The organism is Actinacidiphila oryziradicis, assembly GCF_005047355.1.
Classification (GTDB): domain Bacteria; phylum Actinomycetota; class Actinomycetes; order Streptomycetales; family Streptomycetaceae; genus Actinacidiphila; species Actinacidiphila oryziradicis.
In genome coordinates this window covers 20,256-43,537 of record NZ_SUMC01000007.1, presented here as the reverse complement: position 1 = coordinate 43,537, position 23,282 = coordinate 20,256, and the positions used below count along the sequence as shown (strand labels likewise).

Below are 23,282 nucleotides of genomic sequence, written 5' to 3'. Positions count from 1 at the left end.
GGTGGAGGATGAAACCAGCCCGGTGCTGACCGACGACAACGCGGCCGGGCGCTAGTCATCGTCGCTATGCGAGGCTGGCCGCCAAATTGTGCGCCCCAAGCAGTTCCACGTCCTCGCTTGGACAGCCACGCGACCAAGAGTCCGTGGGACGCGGTCGGCCGCGACCACGGCGATCAGCCCTTCAGACCCTGACACACCGCCACGAGTGACTTCGGCAGCCCGGCGATCCGCTCGCGCCAGATCTCGGAATCGGGGAAATACTGGCGCATCTCGGTCGCACTCAGCAGTTCGACCCAGGCCACGTCATCGACGGCGGAGGCGAAACTGGCCGACCGGATATTTCCGAAGGGCCAGTGGCGCGAAACCTCGGCGCGAGCCCGCACCGGTAGGAACTGGAAACCGGGAAATACCCAATGCGGTTCGATCGGAAAATACCGGTTCGGTGTCTGGATCCAGTGCCGTCCGGACATGCGGTGTACTGTCTCCGCGAGACGCAGTCGATTAGCATGACCCCCAACATGCTCGAACAAAGAATTCGAGTAGACCAGGTCGAACCGCTCAGCGCGCAGCCGCACTGGTGGGGCGCAGGCGTCCCCGACCAGAGGAGTCACGCCCGGCTCGTCAGCCGACAGGATCCGAGAGTCGAGGTTGACCGTGACCACCTCAACCGGTCTGACGGGCGCAAGCCGCCAGGACTCGGGTACTCCGCCGAGGTCGAGCACCCGCATTTCACCAAGTGCAGGAAATCGCTTCTGCAACTCCGCCCAGCGCCTGGCACGAGCGCGATGAGCCAGCGATCCGGGCTGGCCGGGATCGCTGATCCTGTTCTTGATCGACATTCCCGCGAGGCTAGCCAACCATCCACAGGAAAATGACCGCCTGCGACTGCCGGCTGCAGAGATCCCACTCGTTCGGCGGAGCACCGGCCGGTTGCCCCAGGCACGGCGACCGTGGGCTGGCGTTCGACGATTCACTCGGACACGAAGGGTCGTGCCAGTGGCCTTGCTCAGATCGTTGGCCAGGAAATTGACTTCTGCCCTGGTGCATTTCCGAGCGGGGTTGGCACGCAGGACTTCGGGGCATCGTCGCCTTCTCCACCTGGAGCCTCAACGGCACCAACGCCGGCGACTCCCGGAGATCGCCGATCCCCCGTTTGTAGGCCACTCCGACGAGCACGACCGAGGCGCCGTTGACCGGTTTCCGCGCGGTGTCGAGCATTCTCCACGGTACGCGAGGCCACGTACGCGGGCACGTGGTCGTTGACGTCCGTCGCGAGCTCACCGACCGGAAGGAGAGGTCAATCTGCCACACTCGCCGCGTGCGGATTCCCCCGTTCAGCGGCAGCCAGGTACCCGATGGAGAGCCACCACAGTGGGCGCGCCGCGGCCTCCTCCCATTCCGATGGCCGAGGAGCGGCCAGGTTCAACCGTGCGTCAAGGTGTAGTTCCGTCCTTCGGTCCGCCGGACCGTGTACCCGGCGTCCTCCAGGCGGCGCAGCCGGCGCAGAAGGGTCCGGGGGCTCTCCGGCGCGTCAAACTCCACGCACAGGATCCGGGGGCGGACCCCCCAGGCCAGCATCTGGTCCAGCACCGGCCCCTCCGCACCTTCGATGTCCATCTTCAGGAGGTCGATCCGGTCGTGCCCCAGCGTTGCCATAAGTGTGGTCAGCGTGCGGCACTGAGCGTCGAAGCCGGGGCCGATGCCGCGTACTTCCGTCACGGAGTGTGAGACATGTGCGGAGTCGGCGGGTGGATGGAAGTGCACGGTGGTGTCCTCCTTCCAGAGCCCAAACGGGAGGAAGTTCCACCGCGGCTCGGCGATCCGTTCCGCGAACGCGATCGACCGCGGTGTGGGGTCCATCGCCCAGACCTTGCAGCCGAACCGCTCGATCAGGGCCAGATCGAACGTGACATCCTCGCCGACGCCGGCCGCGTAGACGACAGCGTCCTGAGAGAGGAGGCCGGTGGGGATCCACCATCCGCCGTAGTGGCTGCCCAGCCGTTCCATGTCGCCCCGTGGGACGACGCGGGTGATCCGTGGCACGACTACCTTGGTGGTCTTCAGCGTGATCCGCCGGGCGAGACCTGCCATGTGCATCTGCGACACCTCATCTCAATTCGCTTTGGGTACGTCGGGTCGTCGTGCGGGATGCCCGATGGACACCCGGCAGGCTTTCTAGAGCCCCTCGACGCTGGGTGCCCGTCCGCTCAGCGCCCCGCGCGTGTCGAGCACCAGGGGGGCGTTGCGGACCAGCCCGTCCAGGTCGAGGCATGAGTGGTCTGTGTGCAGGACGGCCAGGTCCACGCCGAAGAGGCCGTCCCGGCCGAGTGACTTGACCTCGGGCAGGGCGATGCCGTCGACCACGAACTCGGACACCAGGGGGTCGTGCCAGGACAATTCCGCGCCGGATCGCATGAGCCGCCGGGCCAGGGAGAACGCGGGCGACTCCCGGAGATCGCCGATCCCCCGTTTGTAGGCCACCCCGACGAGCACGACGGATGCGCCGTTGACCGGTTTCCGGACCGCGTTGAGCATCTCGGCGGTCCGCGAGGCAACGTATGAGGGCATGCGGTCGTTGATCTCCGTCGCGAGCTCGACGAACCGGAAGGAGAGGCCGAGCTGGCGCACTCGCCAGGAGAAGTACGCCGGGTCGATGGGAATGCAGTGGCCCCCGACCCCGGGGCCGGGGTAGAAGGGCATGAACCCGAAGGGTTTCGTGGCCGCGGCGCCGATCGCCTCGTGCAGGTCGATGCCGAGTTCGCGGCAGAAGACGGCCATCTCGTTGGCGAGTGCGATGTTGACGTGCCGGAAGGTGTTCTCCAGCAGTTTGGCCGTCTCGGCCTCTCTGGGTGAGGAGACGGGGACCACGCGGTCGACCAGCCTGCGGTAGAAGGTGGTCCCCGCTGCCGTGCATTTCTTGGTGACTCCGCCGACGATCTTGGGCGTGTTGCCCAGTCCGAATTCCGGGTTGCCCGGGTCGATCCGTTCCGGGGAGAACACGAGGTGGTAGTCCCGGCCGGCCACCAGGGACGAGATCTGTTCGATCTGGTCGGCCACCAGCCCTTCGGTGGTGCCCGGGTAGGTCGTCGACTCCAGGCTCACCAGGTCGCCGGGGCTCAGGGACCGCGCGACGAACCCGACGGCGGTGGTCACCATGGACAGGTCGGGCAGCTTGTCCAGCAGCGGCGTCGGTACGCAGATCACGTACGTCGTGGCCGCAGCCAGGTCGTCGGGGTTGCTGGTGAACGAGAGCCGCCCAGTCGCCAGGGCACGGCCGAGGGATTCGTCGGTGACCGTGTCGACCGGGCTCCGGCACATCTCCAGGACCGCGATCCGGCTGGCGTCCACGTCGAATCCGACGACCTCGACACCGGCTTCCACTGCTGCGAGGACCACGGGCAGGCCCACGTAGCCCAGGCCGAGTACGGCAGCCCGGACTCGTTCGGGGACTGCCGGCTTTCTTGGCCGCTGCGCTCGGGACGTCATGAGGCGTTCTCCCCGGCGAGAGCAGCCGCGGGGGTAGCGGACAGGGGCGACCCGCTCTGCCACGCCGTGGTCCCCATCGACTGCCGGGCCACGCCCCACACGAACCGCGCGTTGCCGAACAGGTACCTGCGCCACAGGCGGCGGGGTTCGCAGCCGAGACGGAAGGTCCATTCGAGGCCGCCGCGCTGCATCCACGCGGGCGCCTGCGGTTTGTGCCCGGCGACGAAATCGAAGGCGGCGCCGACGGCGGCGCATACAACCGGGAGGGACGATGCGAGTTCTGCCGCGTGGAGGTCCTGTTTGGGGGTGCCGAGGCCCACCCAGACGATGTCGGCGCCGGAGGCGAGTATGTCCTGCTGCTGGTCGTGCAGCTCGCGGGGGCTCAGGGGGCGGAAGGGCGGGGAGCAGGCGCCGGCGATACGGGCAAGGGGGAAGCGGCGGCGCAGTTCGCGCTGCAGTGCGTCCAGCACCTCGGGGGTGGAGCCGAGCAGGTAATGCCGCAGTCCGGCGTCCTGTCCGAGGGCGAATACGTCCAGGAAGAGATCGGGGCCGTACACCCGGGTGGTGGGCAGTGGCGTGTTCCGGTGCAGCAGCTGGTTGGCCCAGACCACGGGTTGGCCGTCAGGGAGGTTCAGTGCGGCGCCGCGCAGGATGCCATGGAGTTCCGGGTCGCGGTCGGCGAGGGAGAGTGTGTGGGCGTTGCACAGGTGTACGTCGCTGCCGCGGGCGGGAGCGGCCGGGCGGGCATCGCGGTGTTGCCGGGCCAGCTGGATGACCTGGCGGGCAGCACTCTCGCGGGTGTGGGCGGCAATGGGTACGCCCAGACAACCGACGACGGGAACCTCCCGGTGGCCGGACGCGATGCCTGCCAGGATCGTCACGACTGCACTCCCACGGTGAGTGCGTCGGCAGGGCCGGAGGCGGAGGGCACGGTACCGTGCCCGACCGAGGCTTCCTGGTTCAGCCGGCTGCTCAGGCTGACAATGGTCTCGCGCAGTCCCCGTTCGACCGTGGTCTTCGGTTCCCAGCCGAGCAGTTCGCGGGCCATGGTGATGTCAGGGCGGCGTTTCTCCGGGTCGTCCTGCGGTCGGGGCACCAGCTGGATCTCGGAGGACGAGCCGGTGAGCTCGATGATCCATCCGGCGAGGTGGAGCATGGAGACCTCGTGCGGGGTACCCAGATTGACCGGGCCGCCGTGCTCGCCGGCCATCATTTGGACGAGTCCACCGACCATGTCGTCGACGTAGCACAGGGACCGGGTCTGGGTGCCGTCGCCAGTGACCGTGAGGGGCTTTCCCTCCAGCGCCTGGCGGACGAAGGTAGGGATGGCCCGGCCGTCGTCGGGGCGCATGCGGGGACCGAAGGTGTTGAAGATTCTGACGACCTTCGCGTCCACGTCGCGGCTCCTGCGGTACGCCATGGTCAGCGCCTCACCGAATCGCTTGGCCTCGTCATAGACGGAGCGCGGTCCCACCGGGTTGACGTTGCCCCAGTAGTCCTCGGTCTGCGGGTGGATTTGCGGGTCGCCGTACGACTCGGAGGTTGAGGTCAGCAGGAACCGGGCGTTTTTCGAAGCCGCCAGGTCCAGGGCGTTCCAGGTGCCGGCCGACCCGGCCCGCAGGGTCTCCAGGGGCAGCCTCAGATAGTCCGTGGGCGAAGCAGGCGAGGCCAGGTGGAATACGGCGTCCACCGGGCCGTCCACCTCAAGGCCCTGACAGACGTCCCGGTAGCTGAACCGGAATCGCGGGTGCTGCATCAAATGTTCGATGTTGTGCAGACCGGACGTCAGGAAGTTGTCCACACAGACCACATCACCGCCCTCGGCGAGCAATCGCTCGCACAGATGGGAGCCAATGAACCCGGCCCCGCCGGTCACTACTGCACGCATGACAGTCCTCTCGCCGCCGGGCCGGACGTCCCACCCCTATGGGCCAACCCGAAGTGTCAATGAAGGAACCCAAACTGACGCCATGTTTATATTCATATGTCCGGAATGCGCGAGGCCGCAGCGTCGAATGGCTGAAGCCGACCCGCCGTCAGAGCGGTTTATCCCCCGCTCGGCGTTAAGCAGTAGGGAGAGGTCAGGATGCTCGGATCAGGCGCCGAAGCGGTCAAGCGGGCCTTCGATGTCATGGGGGCCGCGGTCCTGATCGTGCTGCTGGCCCCGGTCCTGATCGCCGCGGCTGTCGCCGTCGCGCTCGACAGCCGCGGCCCCGTACTCTTCCGGCAGCGCAGGACGGGGCGGCACGGCAGGGAATTCCACGTTCTTAAGCTGCGCACCATGCGGGTCGGTTCCGAGCGGCAGCGCCAGGCCCTGGCCGGCAGTAACGAGACCGGCGGGCACCTGTTCAAGATCCGCCAAGACCCGCGTATCACCAGTACGGGCCGCTGGCTGCGCCGCTTCTCACTGGACGAGCTGCCACAGCTGTTCAATGTGCTGATGGGCCACATGTCGCTGGTCGGCCCGCGTCCGCTGCCGCTGGAGGACTCGGCGTTCACCGGGGACGCGCGCCACAGGCTGCTGGTCCGACCCGGCCTCACCGGGCTCTGGCAGATCAGCGGCCGGTCCGACCTCAGCTGGGACGAAACCCTGCGTCTGGACCTGACGTACGTCGACACGCGGTCGCTCCGATTGGACCTGCTCATCCTCGCCCGGACCCCGGCGGCGGTATTGCGGGGGAACGGGGCCTACTAGGGCCTGTCCGGTGCTTTTCGCTCGCCCATCCGAAGGGTCCTGCCGTCGGAACCGTTATCCGGAGCCCGCGAGGCCGTATCTATCCCTGCGTCTCACACGCCTGCCCAGCTGCGCCGGCAGCCGGACACGAGTCTCAGTTGAAGGAGCCGGAAGACGATGCCAATACCTTCGATTCGGCGCATCGCGTTGGCAGCCTCCGCCGCCGTTCTACTCGCCGTTCCCGCAACGGTGGTCTCGGCGCCGGCCGCCAGTGCCGCCCCCTATCCGCCGGGGACCGGTCCAATGGTCCTCAGCTCCACCACGTCGTTCGCGGGTGGCCCGCTGAGTTTCGTCGGTACCAGTTTCGCCCCGGGCGAACCGCTCGCCGCGCGGCTCACGGTTCCAGTACGCACCGGAGCCGGCCAGGCCGACCCGACGCTGCTGGGCGTCGTCCACGCCGACCCGTCCGGTGTGGCGAGGGGCACCGTAACCATCCCCCGGAACACACGGACCGGTATCTACAGCTTCTCCTTGACCGGCTCGAACTCAGGACTGTATCTGTCCGCCTACATCACCGTCACTGGGCTGCCCGGCGGTCCCGGCGATCCCGGCCATCCCGGTGGTCCCGGCCATCCCGGCCATCCCGCTGATCCCGGCCATCCCGGCCGCGGGAGGGCAGATTCAGCCGCGGTCGACATCGACACGGCGCCTGTGGCCAACCAGGTCACGCAGCCGGAAAACGGTCCGGGCCGCACCCTGGCCGCGGCCGGCGCGGTCGCCGCCCTGGGCGCGTTCGGCGGTGGCGCGTACCTCATGCGCCGGCGCCGGCGCGCATGACGAGGGGGCAGCACCGCTGATGCCCCCTCGTGAAAGGTTCCACGATCAAGCCGGCAGCGGCTTCCGGGCCCGGCGACGCCTTAGTCGCCGGGCCCGGCCGTTGCTGTGGGGCGCTGTGGGCCTGGTGCTCGCCGGAGCCGCATGGATCGTCCTCACCGGTGTGCTGGCCCGTAACGAGCTGCTGGCCACGCAACGCAGCCTGGCCACGCTGCAAAACCTCAAGGCAACGAGAGCGCCCACAGCCGGGGCGCAGGGCCTCGGCTCCCTGGCGCCCGAAGTGCGCTCCGCCGCCGCCCACGCCGCTCGGGCCCACCGCTACACCACCGGCCCGGCATGGTATCTGGCGGCGCAAGTCCCCGTTCTGGGCGACCCTGTGCGTACCGTGCGCGGGGCGGCATGGGCCACCAACCGTGTCACAGCGGACGTTCTTCCCCCGCTGGTACGCCTCGCGGCCGACCTCACCGCCGATGCGCGGGCGGCCGGCAGCCCCATCGACCTCGCCGCGCTGCGCCGCGCGGCTCCCTCCCTGGAACGCGCCGCGCACGTGGCATCCGACACGCGTACGCGGTCGGCCGGGCTGCCGCCCCACACCTGGCTGCCGACCGCGGACGAGGCCCGTACGCGGCTCAAGGGTCAGCTCGATCGGCTCGCGCCGGCCACGGCCGACGCCGCCACGGCGGCCCGCGTGCTTCCCGCCATGATGGGCGCGGAGGGCGAACGGCGGTATCTGGTGATCTTCCAGAACACGGCCGAGGCCCGGGGCACCGGGGGGCTGCCCGGCGCGTTCGCCGTCCTGACGGCTTCCCAGGGGAAGCTGAGTTTCGGGGACTTCGGCAACGACACACTGATGGCCAACGCCCACGCCACAGTGGATTTCGGCAAGGAGTACACCGCCGAATACTCACTCAACGCGCCCACCACCACCTGGGTCAATGCCAACCTCAGTCCGCACTTCCCCTACGCCGCGCAGATCTGGGCGAACGCCTGGTCGCATCACAGTGGTAAAAAGGCCGACGGGGTCATCGCCCTCGACCCGGGCGCGATGGCCGGACTGCTCGCGGTCACCGGTCCGGCGCGACTGGCCGACGGCACCATCGTGTCGGCCGGGAACGTGGTGGATCTGACCGAACGCACCAGCTACGCGGCTTTCGCGGACACCATGGAGCGCAAGGGTTTCTTCCTCGACGTAGCCAGTGCCACTGCCGCGAAGCTGCTCCCCGCCGCCGACGGCCGGCGGGTGCCTGCCTTGCTGTCCGCTCTGCGCACAGAGCTGAACGACGGTCGGGTCACGATGTGGAGCGCTCATCCGCCCGAGCAACGGGAACTCCAGCGGCACCACTTCGCGGGCGACCTGCCGGACGGCCCGGCACCGTTCGCCGGACTGGTCGTCAACAACGCAGCCGGATCAAAACTCGACTACTACCTCGACCGGAAGCTGGACTGGGAGCCGCAGCAGTGCAGCCGGTACGGGCGAGAGATCACGGTGACGGCCACGCTCACCAACCGGGCCCCGGCTTCCGGGCTCCCCACGTACGTCACCCAGAGGGTGGACAGACCGCCGTACGCTACCAGGCCGGGGGACAACCGGCTGCTGGTCTCCTACTTCGCGAGCACGGGAGCGGTCTTCACCAGGGCTACGTTGGACGGCCGGACCGCGCTGCTGAACAGCGCCACGGAGCGCGGGCATCCCGTTTTCACACTGGACATGGAGCTGCCCGCGCAATCGGCCCGCACGCTCAAGCTGTACCTGGTCGAGCCTCCTGCCACGCCGGCGCCGGTCGTGCTGCGCCAGCCGCTGGTGCGGCCTTTGCAGTCCACCGTGCGGCCGTACCCCCGGTGCAGCCGTTGACAGCCGCTGGTACAGGTCAGCCCAGTAAGGCCACGGCGATCCGCTCAACCGACTCCGCGATCCGCCCCGCGCACGACCGCGCCACCCGCTCGGGTGCGCCGTACGGGTCGGCCAGGTCGTCGTCCTCACCGCGGCCCTCAGCCCCCCTGCGGGCCCCGGCGCCGCGGACCAGCTCGGCGGCCCGGTCCGCAGGCTCGGCCACCCCGTCGGCGTCTTCGGCTCGCAGCAGTCTGGCGAACTCACGCAAGGTGAACGTCCGCCGCAGCGCCCAGGCGGGTGACAGCCGCACCGCCGCATCGCGGTGCTCCGTCGCAGCGCCCAGCACGAGGTCGGCGTTTTCCACCAGCTCCGCGGTCAGCCGCCGAGCCATGGCACCGCAGGGGTCCCCGCCCAGCCCGGCAAGGAGAGCCGCGGCCACCGGGTCCATGGGGGTTCCCGCCCTGGCGGCTGTGCCGGCGCTGCTCACTTGGAACATCTCCCGGGACGAGCCCAATCGGGCCGTCAGCAGACGCTCAGCCAGCGGCGAGCGGTGCAGATTGCCTGTGCACACCATGAGCACCCGGAAGGGCAGCCGCCAGTGTCCGCGGGCCGACGGGGCGGAGACGTCCAGCATGGCAAAAGTATCGCGGCGAAGGCCGCGCCCGTCCGTCCGCCGCGCCGGGCCCATCGCTGCAAGGTAACTATCCCTTGCGGCGTGGCTGTCCTCGACCCTCGGGGCGGCTGGCGACGCAGCGGAACTTCCTCCACTACAGGACCTGGAACGAACCGAGCTGGAAACGCGCTCTCGTCGCGGCAGGCGTGCTCAAAGTCGCGTCGGGGCAGCCGCGAATCAAGAAACTGACCTTGAAACCGCTCGTGGAGGGCCTGATCAAGTCAAGGCTCTGGATGACATGAAGGTCAACGATCATCTCCGCCCTGCACGAAGCCCTCGAACGAACTCAGGCCGGTGCTGATGAGCTGGGCCGCGCGGTGGACGTCGGCGGTCACCGCCTCCTGAACCTGTGCGGGTGTGCGGGTGCCGTCCGGATCCCGGCCCGCCGGGCCGGGACTTCGGCGGCCACGGCGATGAGCCGGGGGTTCGCGCGCTCATGGCCCTGGCCAGGTCCATGAGCGCCTTCAGCCCGGAGGTCTTCCGCGCGATCGTGCACCGGCTGTGCCGGAACATGACAGCCGCCCTGCTGTCGGCGGTCCCGGTTCTGGTGCTCGCGTACAGCGGGCATCCGCGGGCCTTCTACCTGACGTTGACGGGATTGGCCCTGTTCATCGTCGCTCTGCTCGTCACCGTCATGGTCGAAGTTCCCATCGTCAAGCAGTTCGAGACATGGACGGTGTCAACGCTGCCGGCCAACTGGCATCAGCTCCACGACCGCTGGGGGCTGACTGCCTCAAGGGCGAAGCCTGGAGCGCTCCGCGAGACGGTTACGTGCTTGCGCGGCGCCCGCCCTCTGTCGCGCAACAGGGCGGGTGCCGCTTCATGACCGGGTGGGGGTCAGCAGTGGTGCCAGCGCACGGAGTCGATGTGACGACGGAGGAAGTGCGGCCTCAGGTGCCGAACGCCCGTGCCGTGGCGCAGGGTCAGCGGGCGTCCGCGGTAGTGGGTGTGGGAGTAGGTGGTGACGCTGCGGCACCGGGAGTTGTTGTAAAGCGACTTCACGTGCTGGAAGGTGTACGCGTGGCGCAGGTTGGAATGCGAATGGGCGACCCAGGCCAGGTGGCCGGTGTACTTGGCGCCGGTGAACGCGCACAGCGCTCCGGCGGGGCACCCGAGCGGCCCGTGCTTCCTGGCGTGGTGGTGGTGCCGCACCGCGAAACGTGTCGTGCCGGCGTGCCGGTGGTACGTCGCATGGTGGGCGGCGGCGTGGTGCCCCGGGGGCGGAGCCGCGGCGGTCGCGCTGCTCCCGGAAAGCCCGACAACGGCGGCGACCGCTGCGGCGAAGACGGCCAGGCGTTTGAAAATCGACATGGTGTCCCATGCTCCTTTCGGTTCTAGGGGGTGATCCCTCCGGAGTTGAGCTTTGCCACGCCGACACATCGGGGTACATATCACGACGTTTCAGGGAAAGAAGTGGGACGTCCCAGCTCGCACCGTGCGGGGATGTCCCACAGGATCGGCAGATTAGGTACAGGGATGGGATATGAGCCGTTGGCAGCCGCTGTCCGAATCGCTGCACCCCGATGTTCGCCTCTTGGTGGAGCAGCTGCGGCGCTTGAAGTTGCGCACCGGGCTTAGCTTGGTCGAGCTGGCCGAGAGCACTCCGTACAGCAAGTCCGCATGGCACCGCTATCTCAGCGGCGACAAGTTCCCACCGCGGCAGGCCGTCGAGGCGCTCGGAGTGCTCGCGGGTGCGGACGCCGCCCGGCTCATGGGGTTGTGGGGCCTGGCGCAGCGGGCTTGGACCGCCCCCACCGACGGCCTTCCGCAGCCCACGGCCCCGCCGGCCCCGGAGCCCTCGGAGCCCTCGGAGCCCTCGGTGACTTCGGTGACCTCGGTGACCTCGCGGCGGTGGCACGCACGACGCAACGCTTTGGTCGCCGTGATCGGGGCGGCTCTGCTTGCCCTGCCGGCCACGGTCTTCGCGATCTGGGCGGACGACAATGCGTCATCGCGGAGGAGATCCGCGGGCTCGGCCGCCGGGCACCACCAACCCCCGCCACGACCGGCCGACTCCACCGCCTCCGCGATCTGCCGGGGGCTGAGCTGCCAGGGGCAGTACCCCAATCACTTTGACTGCGAACAGGATGCGCGCACAGAAGACACGATTCACGTGGCGGGACGGTCCCTCCAGCTGCGGTTCAGTGCGTCCTGTGGAACGGCGTGGGCGGAAGTATCGCCGTACTCGAGCGATGTCCGGGAGATGTCCATCAGCGAGTCGGGCGACGACCAGTTGACCGCCCTGCCCGACAGCCGGTCCGATGGCAGCAGCCCCATGCTGGCGGTCCAAGGGCCGCAGGCCGCCGAGGCGTGCGCCATTGTCAGCGACGTACTCGCCTGCGCGGGAGGCGAGACAACCCCCGCGGACACGGGCGGCCCGGCGGACAACCACGGCCGGTAGCGGGCGGCTTGGCGCGCCCACGCTTCTGTCACTGCAACAGCCCCGGTCATCCTTCTCACCGGCCCGGCCTTCCGCGCCGCGCGAGCGCGAGCGATTTCTCCTCGGCTCAGCGAGCCGCAGTCGCCGCGCTCCGGGCCGGGCGACGCTTGTCGTCGGGACGCGACCGGTGGCCCACACTGGCCAGGGCGATGGCGACGTAGCGCTCCGCGACCTGCTGGGCGTCCAGCGGGCCGTCCGGGCGGTACCACTGGGCCACCGCCTGGCACATCACCAGCACCGCACGGCCGGCGTCCGTCGGGTAGGGAGTGGTGAAGTCGCCCGCCTCGACGCCTTCGAGCACGGTGCGCCGCATCAGTGCCTCCAGCTCGTCGCGGGCGGCAACAAACCGCTCCCGGTTGGCAGGCTCCAGGCTGCGGAGCTCGGTGTCCAGGATGGCGAGCGAGGCCCGGTGGGTCATGAACAGCACCACGCACTCGACCAGCGCGGAGAAGCGGTCCACCGGATCGTGTCCGGCCTCCGCGACAGCGGTGCGGCACCGGCCGAGCGCCGAGCCCATCGAGCCCATCAGCAGTTCGACAAGGATCGCCTGCTTGTTCTCGTAGTGGTAGTACAGCGCCGGCACGGTGACACCCACCCGGCGGGCCAGGTCGCGTACGGACGTAGCGTGATAGCCCCGCTCCGCGATGAGGTCCAGCGCACAGGCGAGGATCGGCGGCAGCGCCAACGGCCCGTACTCGCGCCAGTCGGTGTGCCCGTCCTCACGCAGGTCAGCGACCGCGTCCGCCATAACCCGCCGCCCTCCGGTCCGATGCATTGAGCTACCGTTCGCTAACTTTACCGTGCCGGTGGATCCCAGTCGCCCGGCGCTCCGGTCGATATGGCGATCCGCGCCGGCCGTTCCGCAACACGCCCAACCTGAGTGGAGACTTGTCAAGTTTGCTGCTGGGAGTTATATAAGTCAGTGGTGGCAACAACCCCAGGCAGCTCCGCAGCTGAACCATCCGCTTGCAGGGCGGGGTCCTGGCCCGGCGCCCCCGGCCCGCGACCGGAGCACTGCCCGGAAGCGGCACAGACCCGAAAGGGGTCCGGCATGGTGATGAGATGGGACGCGTTCCTGGCAGCGGTCCAGGAACGGGGCGAATACTCCTCGCCGGAGGAAGCCGAGCGGGCGGGTCGCGTCGTGCTCGGACTCCTGGGCGCGCACATAGTGGGTTCTGAGAGAGCGGAGCTGGCCGCACGGCTTCCCGAGACGTACGCGCTGGTACTTCTCAACCCGCTCCCGGCACCAGAGCCGCTCTCCCCCGAACGGTTCGTGCGGGCGACAGCGGCATGGATCGAAGGAGCCACCGAAGAGACCGCGAAATGGGACGTCAGCGCGGTGCTCAGTGTCGTGGCCGACGCTGCCGACGAGGAACTGATGGGCCGCGTTCTCCTCCAGCTTCCCCCGGGCTACGATCTGCTGTTCGGCCGCCCCCAGCCGCTCTGAGCGCCAGGCGTCAGGCGTCAGTCCTGGGGCGGGGCTTGGTGGCGGGGCGGCGCAGTTCTGCGTTGATGCGCTTGGCCTCTTCGAGCTGGTCTTCGAGGATGACGATGCGGCACGCGGCGTCCACCGGGGTGCCCCCGTCGACCAGCTCGCGGGCCCGCGCGGCTATTCGCAGCTGGTAGCGGGAGTAGCGGCGGTGGCCGCCCTCCGAGCGCAGGGGAGTGATCAGGCGGGCCTCGCCGATGGCCCGCAGGAAGGCAGGCGTGGTGCCGAGCATTTCGGCGGCGCGGCCCATGGTGTAGGCGGGGTAGTCGTCATCATCAAGACGGTCCTTGGGGCTGGGATTGGTTTCTGCGGTCACTTGCACCTCGTTGTAGAACGCGTCGAGGGGCTCTGGTGTCGTACGACACCAGAGCCCCGAGGAATCAGCACCATCAGCCGGCCTACTGCGCCGGCTCTCTGCGTCCGCACAACCGCCTGGGGGATGGGCGGAAGTGCGGGGATCGCGTATGTATGACCGGGGACCACCTCCCATTTCGGGGGCCTGCGGTACCCGGGCGGGCTCTCTCCCGCCCGGGCGGTCCTGATGGCGTCTGCCTCCTTGATCCTTGTCGTCAGCCTTGTTACTGCTGGGACTGCGGGACTGCGCGGTGATTCGTCTCTGCCGCGCCTCACTCGCTGTCCTGGCTACAAGCAAAACACTAACCCCGGCAAACAGAGATGTCTACCGTGGCCGCGATAGATTTCCACCCGGCCGGACCGTCATCGCTTCACGCCTCACGATGAAGGGGTGACCCGTACCTGGACGGTGACGGTGCCCGCGTTGTCCGCCAGACAGCCGTCGCCGTCGTTGATGCGCAGCGCCAGCCGCCCGGCAGCGGCGGCGGTGTAGGCCCACTGGTGCTGCTGGAGGCTGTGGTTCGAGCCCGGCTTCTCGTACGAGAACCGGGCCAGCAAGGCGGCGAACGGCACATCGGGATTCACCTTGCAGCCCCCCGCGATGGCCGTCACGGCTGCGTCCTGCGGGCTGCTGAACCCTTCGGGGCCGGAGCGGGGCCGCTTGCTGTCCACCGTCCAGGTGCCGGAGAGGTAGCGCACGCTGACCCGGTCGCCCTTGTGAATGGGCAGGTCGACCAGTCGCCAGGTCGTCAGCGCCGAGACCGTCACCTTTCGGGACCGGACCGGCGTACGGGCCGACAGGAACCCGACGGTGACGGAGCCCGCCAGCAGCACGGCGGCCGTCGGCACCGCCCAGCGCAGCCAGCGCCGGCGTCGTGGGCGGGGCGGGGAGGTGGGGAGGATCTGGGCCGTGAGGGTTCTGGTGTAGGCCGGCGAGGCCGGGACGGCCATCGGCCGCAGGACGGCGGCCGCGTCGGACGAGGAGGGGCGGTCCGCCGGGTTCTTGCTCAGCAGACTCTCGACGAGCGGACGCAGCGGGCCCAGCCGGTCCGGGATCTGCGGGTGCTCGTACGCCACGGCGTGCAGCACCGCAGCGGGTGCCGGGCGGGCGAACGGGGACTGGCCGGAGCCGAGCACGCACAAGGTGGCGCCCAGCGAGAAAAGGTCACTGGGCGGTCCGGCCGGCTCGGAGTGCAGCCGTTCAGGAGCCATGTAGTCGACGGAACCGAGCAGTGCGCCGGTGGAGGTCAGCTGCTCACCGTCGGACAGGGCGGCGATGCCGAAGTCGGTGAGTACGACACTGCCGTCCGGGCGCATCAGTATGTTGGCGGGCTTCACGTCCCGGTGCAGCGCACCGGCGGCGTGCACCGCCGCAAGGGCGCCGAGGAGCTGCAGGCCGATCTCGGCGGTGCGGGGCACGGGCAGGGGGCCGGCGGTGGCGAGGTGGGCGGCGAGGGAAGGGCCGTCCACGAGTTCCATCACGATCCAGAGCCGGTCCTCGTACTGGACCAGGTCGTGTACGCCGACCACGTTGGGGTGGGAGACGCGGGCGATCGCGCGGGCCTCCCGCATCGCCCGGCGCTGCCGTCTGGCGGGCTCCTCGCCCCCACCGCCATCCCCCAGGTTCAGCTCCTTGACCGCAACCGCGCGTTCGAGCAACTGGTCCGTGGCATGCCAGACGGTACCCATACCGCCCCTGCCGAGTGGTCGCTGGAGCAGGTATCGCTCGGCGATCAGCCGCTGTCTGTCACTAGGGATCACGCGGTTAACATACCGGCCCACCTGCTCGAACGATCCAACATCTCGACGCCCCAGAGCAGTTGGGAGAGCCTCATCGGCGCAATGGCACGGAAGCCGGCAGACAGTTTCGCACCCGCGGCGGTACGGCGGCGACCAGGGCCTGTCCGGCCGCTGCAGGCCGCTGGCGCGGCGTAGCCCGGTACATCCAGGTGGGCGCGCCGGTCGTCCGGCGGTGGTTTCTCGCCCAGTGCCACACCGGGTGGACGAAGCGGCTCTCTCCGGTGAACCGGCGGCCCGAGCGCCGGGCCTGGCCGTCGTCACCGGCCGGGTAGAGGCCGTCGAAGCCGGGTCCGGCGGACAGCTCGCGTGACGCGGCGGGGATGGCGTAGACCGAGCCCTCGTCGAGGTTGGTGCCGGCCAGCAGCGGGACGGGGTGCTGCCGGCCGGTGTCGAATACGTCGTCGGTGGCCTCGGTCAGCACCCGCCCGTCGGTGACCGGGCCGAAGTGGCCCTTCAGTACCAGCTCAATGCCACAGACCCGGCGCAGCCCGGCGATGTCACGGCCGCCGAACTCCCCCGCCCAGCGCGACCCCTGCTTCAGCGCGGGCCGTGCGGGCCGGGGAAGCCAATGCCCGGCCCCTGCGGCCGGAGCAGGGTGCAACCACCATCGCCGCCACACCCTGCTCGGAGGCCAACCCCCGATCACCCGCGCCAACAACCCTGCGAGTCAATACACCTAGCCGTTGGAACGGCCGAAGAACTCGATCTCGGCGATGGCCACCTGCTTGTTGCCGGCGGCGCCGTAGGCCGAGCGGATGATGAAGCGTACGGAGCTGACGGTGCCGACGCGGAATGCGCGGCGCTGGCCTCCGCTGCTTCGGTCGAGGGTGATGAAGCGGGTGGTGATGCGGCCGTCGGCACCGGTGATGCGGGCTTCGATGAGGTGGGGGAGGGCGGATTGGGAGAGGTCGCTGGCGCGGGTGGAGACGCCGGGGGTGATGATCAGGTCGAGGAGACGAGTGGGCTGCTGGAAGCTGGCCTCCAGCCATTCGCCGTCGCCGGACTGCGCGACGCCGGGGCCCCACCAGGTGTTGTTGAGTTCGTCGAAGGCGAGCGCGGCGCCATGGCCGGAGTAGGAATGGGAGGCGCGCCAGGAGTCGGGGGCGACGGAGGCCCGTTTGGTGAAGTGGTCCTGGACGGCTTGGGTGGCGTTGCCGATCTGGAAGGCGCCGGTGATGAGAAGGCCGAGGGCGGCGGCGCCGGCTGCCCAGCTCAGGATGCGGCCGAGGCCCCGGCGCAGACGGGGGCGCTCACCGGCCCACGGCACGGGCCGGTTGAAGAAGCGCAGCCGGCGCCACCAGGGGCGGCGGGCCGGGTCCTCGGGGCGACCGGTCAGGGTCATGGCACAGCGGCGGCAGAAATGGCGGTCGGGCCGGTTGCCGGTGGCGCACCAGGGGCAGGGGGTGCCGCCCTCGTCGGGCACCGCGGCGGGGCCCTGGACGAGGGGGCGGGCGGCGATGGGCCGGCCGGGCAGGACGGGGGCTACGGAGGGAGCCTCCGGCGTACGGCGTTCCGGGTCGGCGACGGGGATGAGCAGGGCCCGGGCCCGGTCGTTGGCGGCGCCGCGGAGCGGCGTCGTGTCCGCGTCCGGGTCCGGGTCCTGGTCCGCCGGTGCTGGTGCCTGGGCGGCGGAGGTGGGGGTGGAGGTGAAGGCGGCGGCGTAGGCGGGGGCGGCATCCTCGTCGGCCGGGGCCGGGACCGGCGGGGCGGGGACCGGCGGGGCCGGGGCGGGCTCCGGGCCACGGGCCCGGTTCGGGGCACGGGACGCCTCGGTCCTGGCAGTCGTATCGGGCCTGGCGTAGGCGGTGCTGCCCGTGTCGGCCTCGGCCTCGGCACCGGTGGTCCCGGCGGCGTCCCCGAGCTTGGCGGTCCTGGCGGTCCTGGCGGTCTCCGAGACCTTGTCGGTCTCCTCGGACCGGTCGGCTCGGGAGCGGCGAGTGACGCCGCTGCTGCCTGTACCGCTCGGGGTCCAGCGGAGGACGGCGCCGCAGCCTTCGCAGAAGGACTGCCCTGGGGTGGGGGGCGTACCGCACTCGGCGCAGATCTCGTCCGGCGCCCGGCCCTCGACGGACTCGGTGCCGGGGTCGGCGTTGGGGGGCTGCGAGGCCTGAGGGCTCATCTGCCGGGGGTCCTTTCGGCTGCGGTCACCTGGACCGTGTAGGGCATGTGGGCGGGGCGGGCGGCCGCCACCAGGCTCTCCAGCCGGTGCTGGTCGGCGGGGGACGGGTCGGGCAGCGTCACACTGACGTGCAGTCGCGGGCGGCGCTCGCCGGGGACGGGGCCCAGCGGCCGGGCGTTCCAGGCGGCGCCGCCGCTCTCGGTGATCTCCGGCTCGACACCGAAGGCCAGCCGGATCGCCTCGGCGAGACCTTGGCGGGTGCCGCGGATGCGGTGCAGGCGCGCGGCGGCGGCGACGGCGGCGCGGAGCAGGGGCACGCCGTCCACTCCGTCGGTTTCGGCGCCGACCCAGTCGCCGAGCCAGCGGGTGAAGTCGGCGGGGGCCAGCGACGGGGTGAAGTAGGTCTCCAGGCAGTCGAGCACGTTGTGGATCGGGGCGAGCACCTCGTCGAGCCCGGCGACGAAGCGCTGGGCGAGGTCGTCGTCGGCGAAGACGGCGGGCAGCATCATGCCGATGGGGGCGGACGAGCCCAGGCCGTCGATCGAGCCCCTCATGAGGCGTCCCCGACGACGCGGACCCGGTGGTCGAAGGAGAAGACCAGGGACGGCGGTTCGAGGTCGATGCGCTCGGTCGGGTCGCCGCGCTTGCCGGTCAGCGGGTCGGCCGGGTGGAGTAGCACCTCGTCGACGAGCTCCACGCCGGGCACCCGCTGGAGGACGGCGAAGATCTCGCCCGCCTGCACCGGGCGCCCGAAGGGCCAGCCCTTGCCGAGGGCTCCGCCGGTCAGCGGGTCCAGGTGCCGGTAGAGGGCGTCGTGGGCCTGCCTCCGGACCCGGTCGGTGTCGGTGCCCCGGAAGGCGTGCACGGTCGCGACGACGGTGATGCCCTGGTAGTAGGGCGGCCCCACGGCCAGCCGGGTGCCGATCAGCCGCCGGTCGTCGAGGTACCGGGTGATCCGGTCCAGCAGGGCGTCGCCCGGGACGAGTTGCTCGAAGCGCAGCCGCCCGCCGGGGTCGGGCACGGCCTGCGGGACGACCAGGACCCGTACGGCGTGGGCGCCGTACTCCTCCTCGTCGCCGGCCAGGCAGGTGATGCGGGCGGTCTCGGGGGCGGCGCGCCGGGCGAGCTCCTCGTAGTCGCGCAGGGTCACGGCGCGGTCCTGGGCGCGCAGCGTGATGGGGGCGCGGGCCTTCGCCTCGGCGACGGTCTCGCCGTCGACGCCGCCCCTGGCGGCCTCGCGGTTGGTGACCTCGGAGACGTACGGGACGGAGTTGCGCAGCACCTGAACGGCGCCGCGCGCGATATTGCCCGCCCGTCCGCCGCCGATGCGGTACTGGCGGGCGCGGATGACGGCGCCCTTGGGCGGGACGGCCCCGTACTGGCGCAGGGTGCCGTCGGGTTCGCGTACGGAGGGGCCGAAGGCGATCTCCCCGGTGGCCGCGTCGAGGGTGAGGTGGCGGTCGTCCGGGCCGGAGGCGGCGAAGTGCGGGACGACGTCCCAGTCGGTCCAGCCGTCGTCCTCGACGACCTGGAGGTGCAGCGGCGGTACGTCGCCGACCACGGGGGCGCCTGCGAGCCGCAGCCGCTGGCCGGGGAGCCCGGTGGACTCCCCCAGGGCCTCGTCGCGAACCGTCTCGGCGTGGATGGCGCCGGTGGTGCCGCCGATGGTGAACGCCTCGGCTGACCGGATGGTGGGCGAGGTGGTGTAGAAGGGCTGGTCGGGCAGCGGGTCGGTGACCCGGCAGCGCAGCCAGCCCGCTTCGCGGCGTCCGGTGCGGGACAGGGTGTGACCGCCGGGGATGTGCAGCACGACCTCGCCGGGGCGGTTGAGGCCGCCGGTGCCGTCCCGGTCGACCTCGCAGACGGTCCAGCCGTCCTCGGTCCACGCCTCCCAGACCAGCGGCGGCTGGCGGGGGTCCACGCCGACGCCGTCGACCCGGCTGTCGATGGTGAGCGCCACCGCGCAGTGCGGCACGGCGGCACTGAGCCCCAGCAGCACGCAGTCCCCGGGCGCCGGCGACTCGGAGAAGCAGAGCAGGTCCTTGCCCTCGGCGAGGTCCGAGGTCCGGTCGACGATCGCCTTCCCGCTCTGCTGGACGACGAGGTACGACAACTCGCAGGACACGACGTTGAGTTCCCGCTCGGTGGCGAAGACCACCGCCTCCTCGCTCTCCGTGCGGGAGGTGGCGACCTCGGTGCCGACCGGCAGCCGGACGGCCTCGTCCAGCGGCGCTGACAGCCAGAAGGTGATGTCGGTGCGCGCGGCGGAGGGCGGGAAGAGGGTGATCCCGATGAGGTCGAGGAAGGCGAGGTGGTTCTTCTCGGGCACCCGGTTGAGCCGGTACACGACCTGGTCGGCCATGTGGGCGACCGTCTCGACGAGAGTGACGCCGGGGTCGGACACGTTGTGGTCGGTCCACTCCGGAGCGCGCTGCTGGATGTAGCGCTTGGCGTCGTCGACGAACTGCTGGAAGCGGCGGTCGTCGAGATTGGGGGAGGGCAGTGCCATCAGCGGTCGCTTTCGGTGGCCGGTCCGGGGTCCGAGGACGGCTCGTCGTGGGAGGGGATTACGTAGAACGGGAAGACCAGGCTGCGCGGGTTGTTGGTGCCGCGGATGGAGTAGCGGACGTCGATGTAGAGCACACCCTGTGCGTCGCCGGCGGTCACCGCGACGTCCTCCACCTCGATGCGCGGCTCCCAGCGGTCCAGGCTGACGTACACCTCGTGCTGGATACGGCCCGCGGTGGCCTCGTTGATGGGGGCGAAGACCATGTCGTGGATGGCGCAGCCGAATTCGGGGCGCATCGGCCGCTCGCCCGGCGCGGTGGCCAGCACGAGCCGCATGGCCTCCTCGACCTCCCGTTCCCCGCTGACCATGGCGATGCCGCCGGTGGGGCCGATGCGCATCGGGAACGCCCATCCGGTGCCGACGAATTGCTCTGCCATCAGATCACCGGCACCGCGTTGGCGGTGATGAGGCCACCGGCCATCGCGATGTTGGGGGCGCTCATGAGGATGTTCGCCTCCGAGGTGAGGATGAGGGAGCCAGTGCCGTTGACGGTCGCGGCGGCCAGCGCGCCGATTTCGAGGATCCCCTCCGTGTTCAGGGTCAGCATGCTCACCGCGTTGACGCTGAACGGGCCGAGCGACCTGGCGCTGATGGTGCTCGCCTCCATGTTCAGGATCCCGCCGCTTTTGAGCGACAGGTTTCCGCCCGCCTTCAGCGACAGGTCCATCCCCGCCTCGACGGACACCGACCGGGTGCCCTTGATGGTGACAGCGCCCTTGCTGTCGATGGTGATCTCGGTGCGGGTGCGGTCCAGGTTGATGGTGAGCGCGTCGTTGCCGGTGCTGAGCCGTACGCCGCGCTTGGTCCCGGTGCGCTGGTCGAGCAGGTCCAGGCGGTTGCCGCTGCGGTCGGACAGGGTGCGCCGGACGATCTTGCCGGTGGTGGGGTCGACGGGCTTGACGTCGACGGGGTCGGGCTTGTCCTTGCCGTTGTAGAGGCCACCGATGACGAACGGGTGGTCCAGGGCACCCCGGTCGAACGCCACCAGCACCTCGTCATCGACTTCCGGGGTGATCAGCCCGCCGCCGTTCACCCCGCCGAACTGCACGCTACGGGTCCAGTCGCTGACATAAGTGCCGTCCAGCCAGGGGAACATCAGCTTGACCCGGCCCTGGCGCAGCGGGTCCTTGGTGTCGGTGACCAGGGCGTTGGCGACACTCGGCAGCCGGGGCATGGTGCTGGCGCCGCCCGAGGCGAGGCCGTACAGGGAGCGCCACTGGCGTCCGCTGACGGTCAGATAGGTCGCGTAGAACTCGCGGTCCCCGAAGGTGTGGCGCGCGCCGGTCACAGTGTACTTGCCCTCGAAGGGAACGCCCACGTCGGCGAGGGCGACGGGGACGCCGGGCCGCAGCTTGGGGTTGCCGCGGACGGTCACCTCCAGTTCGGCGAACGCGGCGGTGACGTCGTCGGCGAGGGCGGAGGCGGCGTTCTTCACCTCGCCCTGCTTGTCGTAGGGAGTGTCGGTCTCGACGAGTGTGGCGGGCCCGAATTTGACGATGGACGTGGCGGGCGTAATGCCGATCCTGATGCCGGGGTTGCCGATCGCGGTCGACCGGCCGACCAGGGGCTTCTTGGTCGTCACGTCCCAGCCGCGCGCCTCGACCTTGCCCACCTGGTCGGCGGAGGTGACCGAGACCCGGCAGCGCACAATGTCGTGGCCCGCCTCCAGGACAAGATCGCTGTTGTCGCCCGGAGTACTCACCGCGGGCGCGCCGGACGCCGGGTCGGGCTTGACGAACTGGAACTCGCCCCGGGAGCTCACGGACATGACCATCTCGTTCTCGTCCGCGAGCCGGGCCAGGAAGTCCCAGTCGTTGACATTGGCCTGGGTGATGAACTCATAGACGGTCTTGGTCGCGTCGATGGTGCCGACCGGGACCTTGTCCTGACCCGCCAGCTTGCGCGCGATGTCGGAGGCGGTCATGTTGCGGTACGCGACCACCCGGCGCTGCCGCAGCATCCGGTGGCCGAGGTCGTAACCGCGTATGACGGTGAAGGTGCCGGTGGCGTCGTAGTCGGTCTCAAGGGCGGTGATCTCGCCGGTGAGCAGCGGGGACTGCGCGCCCTGGCCGTCGGAGACCGCGGCCAGCTCCACCTTCGCGCCGATATCGGCGTTGGTCAGGCTGAGTACCAGTTTTTTCTGGTCGCGGAAGGTGAGCTGGAACGAGCCGGGCACGCCGGCACCGAAGTCGACCCAGCCCGCCACGAGCAGCGGAGCAACGTTTTTGTCCAGCGTTTTTCCGGCGATCTTGACGCTGAAGACGTTGGAGTAGCCGATCTTGGTCATCAGTAGCCAACCTCTTCAGCGGCGGGGAGCATGAGTTCGGTGCCGGTCTGCAGCTGGGCCGGGTCGTCGATGCCATTGGCCTCGGCGATGGTGCGCCAGGCGGTGGCGTCCCCGTACTCGCGCCAGGCGAGGAACTGCAGCGAGTCGCCCGCGACGACCCGGTGCACCCGCTGGGCGGTGAGCGCGCCGGAGGTGGGGTTCTGGCCGAGGGTCTTGCTCGGGATCTCGTGCAGGTGCACTGAGCAGCGGGCACGGATCGGCATGCCGGTAGTGCCGAACATAAGGTACTGCGCCTCAACGGCGCTGACGTAGGCGGTGAAGCGGGCGGTGGCGAAGCCCCCCCACTGGAAGACCACCCAGGGGGTCGAGGGCTGCTTCGCCGCGATGCTGGCAGCGGTCGTCTCGCAGCAGGAGAAGAGTGCCTCGACGTTCTTGAGTACGTCGTTGCTGTCCGGGTCCTCCGAGCGGTCCAGGAAGATCTCCACCGTCATCTCGCGGGGCTCCGGGCCCATGAACTCCGGAACCGCGCCGTCGCGCACGGCGGCGGTCGGGGTGGTCTTCCACTGGGCGCGGCGGCTCAGCGCCAGCTCGGTCGGGTTGTAGTCGAAGTGGAAGCTCTTGATCAGCCCACCCGGCGTGGTGCTGTAGCCCATCGGCGGCTGATGAATGGCGAGCGTGGCCCGCACCAGGCTCTTGCCCGCTCCGCTTATGCTTCCCATGCCTGCC

At 70.1% G+C, this 23,282-nt stretch carries 22 protein-coding genes and 1 pseudogene; 6 read left to right on the top strand and 17 right to left on the bottom strand.

Going from position 1 to position 23,282, the window contains the following annotated elements:
- Positions 1-173: 173 nt before the first annotated feature.
- From FCI23_RS09715 to FCI23_RS09695, 5 genes are all read right to left on the bottom strand, one after another.
- Complete coding sequence (locus tag FCI23_RS09715; RefSeq protein WP_136723080.1) at positions 174-839, bottom strand: SAM-dependent methyltransferase; 666 nt, start codon at positions 837-839, stop codon at positions 174-176.
- A 583-nt stretch (positions 840-1,422) separates the two neighbouring features.
- Entirely contained in the window at positions 1,423-2,097 is a 675-nt protein-coding gene (locus FCI23_RS09710; protein ID WP_136723079.1) for an FkbM family methyltransferase, read from the bottom strand.
- 78 nt (positions 2,098-2,175) lie between these two features.
- Positions 2,176-3,486: a nucleotide sugar dehydrogenase gene (locus FCI23_RS09705; RefSeq protein WP_136723078.1), complete on the bottom strand. Its 1,311-nt coding sequence runs from the start codon at positions 3,484-3,486 to the stop codon at positions 2,176-2,178.
- Entirely contained in the window at positions 3,483-4,367 is an 885-nt protein-coding gene (locus FCI23_RS09700) for a WecB/TagA/CpsF family glycosyltransferase (RefSeq protein WP_246143597.1), read from the bottom strand. The genes FCI23_RS09705 and FCI23_RS09700 overlap by 4 nt, the downstream gene beginning before the upstream one ends.
- Complete coding sequence (locus FCI23_RS09695) at positions 4,364-5,374, bottom strand: UDP-glucuronic acid decarboxylase family protein (RefSeq protein WP_169316744.1); 1,011 nt, start codon at positions 5,372-5,374, stop codon at positions 4,364-4,366. The genes FCI23_RS09700 and FCI23_RS09695 overlap by 4 nt, the downstream gene beginning before the upstream one ends.
- Before the next feature lie 210 nt (positions 5,375-5,584).
- Here FCI23_RS09695 and FCI23_RS09690 point away from each other — a divergent pair.
- The 3 genes and pseudogenes from FCI23_RS09690 to FCI23_RS09680 form a co-directional block, all read left to right on the top strand.
- Positions 5,585-6,181 (top strand): annotated as a pseudogene (locus FCI23_RS09690) (sugar transferase); the annotation flags it as partial.
- Positions 6,182-6,337: 156 nt separating this feature from the next.
- Positions 6,338-6,997 carry a hypothetical protein gene (locus FCI23_RS58190; protein ID WP_211265264.1) on the top strand — a complete coding sequence of 220 codons (660 nt, stop codon included), beginning with the start codon at positions 6,338-6,340 and terminating at the stop codon, positions 6,995-6,997.
- Positions 6,998-7,016: 19 nt separating this feature from the next.
- A complete protein-coding gene (locus FCI23_RS09680) occupies positions 7,017-8,846 on the top strand; it encodes a DUF4012 domain-containing protein (RefSeq protein WP_136723076.1) in 1,830 nt (609 codons plus the stop codon).
- A 16-nt stretch (positions 8,847-8,862) separates the two neighbouring features.
- Here the strand turns inward: FCI23_RS09680 and FCI23_RS09675 are convergent, their stop codons facing one another.
- Positions 8,863-9,459 (bottom strand): arsenate reductase/protein-tyrosine-phosphatase family protein, encoded by a 597-nt coding sequence (locus FCI23_RS09675; protein ID WP_136723075.1) that lies wholly within the window; start codon positions 9,457-9,459, stop codon positions 8,863-8,865.
- A 493-nt stretch (positions 9,460-9,952) separates the two neighbouring features.
- Between FCI23_RS09675 and FCI23_RS09670 the strand changes: the two genes are divergently transcribed.
- Positions 9,953-10,324 (top strand): hypothetical protein, encoded by a 372-nt coding sequence (locus FCI23_RS09670; RefSeq protein WP_136723074.1) that lies wholly within the window; start codon positions 9,953-9,955, stop codon positions 10,322-10,324.
- An 11-nt stretch (positions 10,325-10,335) separates the two neighbouring features.
- On the opposite strand, the gene FCI23_RS09665 is transcribed toward FCI23_RS09670, so the two are convergent.
- Positions 10,336-10,809 (bottom strand): peptidase inhibitor family I36 protein, encoded by a 474-nt coding sequence (locus tag FCI23_RS09665; RefSeq protein ID WP_169316743.1) that lies wholly within the window; start codon positions 10,807-10,809, stop codon positions 10,336-10,338.
- 172 nt (positions 10,810-10,981) lie between these two features.
- Here FCI23_RS09665 and FCI23_RS09660 point away from each other — a divergent pair, with 172 nt between their 5' ends.
- Positions 10,982-11,899, top strand: a complete 918-nt coding sequence (locus tag FCI23_RS09660) for a helix-turn-helix domain-containing protein (protein WP_136723072.1) — start codon at positions 10,982-10,984, stop codon at positions 11,897-11,899.
- A 106-nt stretch (positions 11,900-12,005) separates the two neighbouring features.
- Here FCI23_RS09660 and FCI23_RS09655 read toward each other — a convergent pair whose 3' ends face one another.
- Positions 12,006-12,686, bottom strand: a complete 681-nt coding sequence (locus FCI23_RS09655; RefSeq protein WP_136723071.1) for a TetR/AcrR family transcriptional regulator — start codon at positions 12,684-12,686, stop codon at positions 12,006-12,008.
- Positions 12,687-12,989: 303 nt separating this feature from the next.
- Between FCI23_RS09655 and FCI23_RS09650 the strand changes: the two genes are divergently transcribed.
- Complete coding sequence (locus FCI23_RS09650) at positions 12,990-13,385, top strand: DUF2267 domain-containing protein (RefSeq protein ID WP_136723070.1); 396 nt, start codon at positions 12,990-12,992, stop codon at positions 13,383-13,385.
- A 10-nt stretch (positions 13,386-13,395) separates the two neighbouring features.
- Here FCI23_RS09650 and FCI23_RS09645 read toward each other — a convergent pair whose 3' ends face one another.
- From FCI23_RS09645 to FCI23_RS09600, 9 genes are all read right to left on the bottom strand, one after another.
- Positions 13,396-13,677, bottom strand: a complete 282-nt coding sequence (locus tag FCI23_RS09645) for a MerR family transcriptional regulator (protein ID WP_136723264.1) — start codon at positions 13,675-13,677, stop codon at positions 13,396-13,398.
- Positions 13,678-14,159: 482 nt separating this feature from the next.
- The gene (locus FCI23_RS09640) at positions 14,160-15,542 is read right to left on the bottom strand and encodes a serine/threonine-protein kinase (RefSeq protein ID WP_136723069.1); all 1,383 of its coding nucleotides are present in this window, start codon (positions 15,540-15,542) and stop codon (positions 14,160-14,162) included.
- 70 nt (positions 15,543-15,612) lie between these two features.
- The gene (locus tag FCI23_RS09635; RefSeq protein ID WP_169316740.1) at positions 15,613-16,182 is read right to left on the bottom strand and encodes a carboxylesterase/lipase family protein; all 570 of its coding nucleotides are present in this window, start codon (positions 16,180-16,182) and stop codon (positions 15,613-15,615) included.
- Between the two features lie 75 nt (positions 16,183-16,257).
- Positions 16,258-17,700, bottom strand: coding sequence for an NADase-type glycan-binding domain-containing protein (locus FCI23_RS09625; RefSeq protein ID WP_246143595.1), 1,443 nt, complete (start codon positions 17,698-17,700; stop codon positions 16,258-16,260).
- A complete protein-coding gene (locus tag FCI23_RS09620; protein WP_136723066.1) occupies positions 17,697-18,254 on the bottom strand; it encodes a phage tail protein in 558 nt (185 codons plus the stop codon). The genes FCI23_RS09625 and FCI23_RS09620 overlap by 4 nt, the downstream gene beginning before the upstream one ends.
- Complete coding sequence (locus FCI23_RS09615; RefSeq protein ID WP_136723065.1) at positions 18,251-20,209, bottom strand: putative baseplate assembly protein; 1,959 nt, start codon at positions 20,207-20,209, stop codon at positions 18,251-18,253. Before FCI23_RS09615 ends, FCI23_RS09620 begins: the two co-directional genes overlap by 4 nt.
- Entirely contained in the window at positions 20,209-20,646 is a 438-nt protein-coding gene (locus FCI23_RS09610; protein WP_136723064.1) for a GPW/gp25 family protein, read from the bottom strand. The genes FCI23_RS09615 and FCI23_RS09610 overlap by 1 nt, the downstream gene beginning before the upstream one ends.
- Entirely contained in the window at positions 20,646-22,556 is a 1,911-nt protein-coding gene (locus tag FCI23_RS09605) for a VgrG-related protein (RefSeq protein ID WP_136723063.1), read from the bottom strand. Before FCI23_RS09605 ends, FCI23_RS09610 begins: the two co-directional genes overlap by 1 nt.
- Positions 22,556-23,275: a CIS tube protein gene (locus FCI23_RS09600; protein WP_136723062.1), complete on the bottom strand. Its 720-nt coding sequence runs from the start codon at positions 23,273-23,275 to the stop codon at positions 22,556-22,558. Before FCI23_RS09600 ends, FCI23_RS09605 begins: the two co-directional genes overlap by 1 nt.
- Positions 23,276-23,282 lie beyond the last annotated feature (7 nt).

Coding starts and splice junctions, on each gene's coding strand:
- FCI23_RS09715 (WP_136723080.1), bottom strand. CDS start 839: ATGTCGATCAAGAACAGGATCAGCGATCCCGGCCAGCCCGGATCGCTG.
- FCI23_RS09710 (WP_136723079.1), bottom strand. CDS start 2,097: ATGCACATGGCAGGTCTCGCCCGGCGGATCACGCTGAAGACCACCAAG.
- FCI23_RS09705 (WP_136723078.1), bottom strand. CDS start 3,486: ATGACGTCCCGAGCGCAGCGGCCAAGAAAGCCGGCAGTCCCCGAACGA.
- FCI23_RS09695 (WP_169316744.1), bottom strand. CDS start 5,374: ATGCGTGCAGTAGTGACCGGCGGGGCCGGGTTCATTGGCTCCCATCTG.
- FCI23_RS58190 (WP_211265264.1), top strand. CDS start 6,338: ATGCCAATACCTTCGATTCGGCGCATCGCGTTGGCAGCCTCCGCCGCC.
- FCI23_RS09680 (WP_136723076.1), top strand. CDS start 7,017: ATGCCCCCTCGTGAAAGGTTCCACGATCAAGCCGGCAGCGGCTTCCGG.
- FCI23_RS09675 (WP_136723075.1), bottom strand. CDS start 9,459: ATGCTGGACGTCTCCGCCCCGTCGGCCCGCGGACACTGGCGGCTGCCC.
- FCI23_RS09670 (WP_136723074.1), top strand. CDS start 9,953: ATGAGCGCCTTCAGCCCGGAGGTCTTCCGCGCGATCGTGCACCGGCTG.
- FCI23_RS09665 (WP_169316743.1), bottom strand. CDS start 10,809: ATGTCGATTTTCAAACGCCTGGCCGTCTTCGCCGCAGCGGTCGCCGCC.
- FCI23_RS09660 (WP_136723072.1), top strand. CDS start 10,982: ATGAGCCGTTGGCAGCCGCTGTCCGAATCGCTGCACCCCGATGTTCGC.
- FCI23_RS09655 (WP_136723071.1), bottom strand. CDS start 12,686: ATGGCGGACGCGGTCGCTGACCTGCGTGAGGACGGGCACACCGACTGG.
- FCI23_RS09650 (WP_136723070.1), top strand. CDS start 12,990: ATGGTGATGAGATGGGACGCGTTCCTGGCAGCGGTCCAGGAACGGGGC.
- FCI23_RS09645 (WP_136723264.1), bottom strand. CDS start 13,677: ATGGGCCGCGCCGCCGAAATGCTCGGCACCACGCCTGCCTTCCTGCGG.
- FCI23_RS09625 (WP_246143595.1), bottom strand. CDS start 17,700: ATGAGCCCTCAGGCCTCGCAGCCCCCCAACGCCGACCCCGGCACCGAG.
- FCI23_RS09620 (WP_136723066.1), bottom strand. CDS start 18,254: ATGAGGGGCTCGATCGACGGCCTGGGCTCGTCCGCCCCCATCGGCATG.
- FCI23_RS09615 (WP_136723065.1), bottom strand. CDS start 20,209: ATGGCACTGCCCTCCCCCAATCTCGACGACCGCCGCTTCCAGCAGTTC.
- FCI23_RS09610 (WP_136723064.1), bottom strand. CDS start 20,646: ATGGCAGAGCAATTCGTCGGCACCGGATGGGCGTTCCCGATGCGCATC.
- FCI23_RS09605 (WP_136723063.1), bottom strand. CDS start 22,556: ATGACCAAGATCGGCTACTCCAACGTCTTCAGCGTCAAGATCGCCGGA.
- FCI23_RS09600 (WP_136723062.1), bottom strand. CDS start 23,275: ATGGGAAGCATAAGCGGAGCGGGCAAGAGCCTGGTGCGGGCCACGCTC.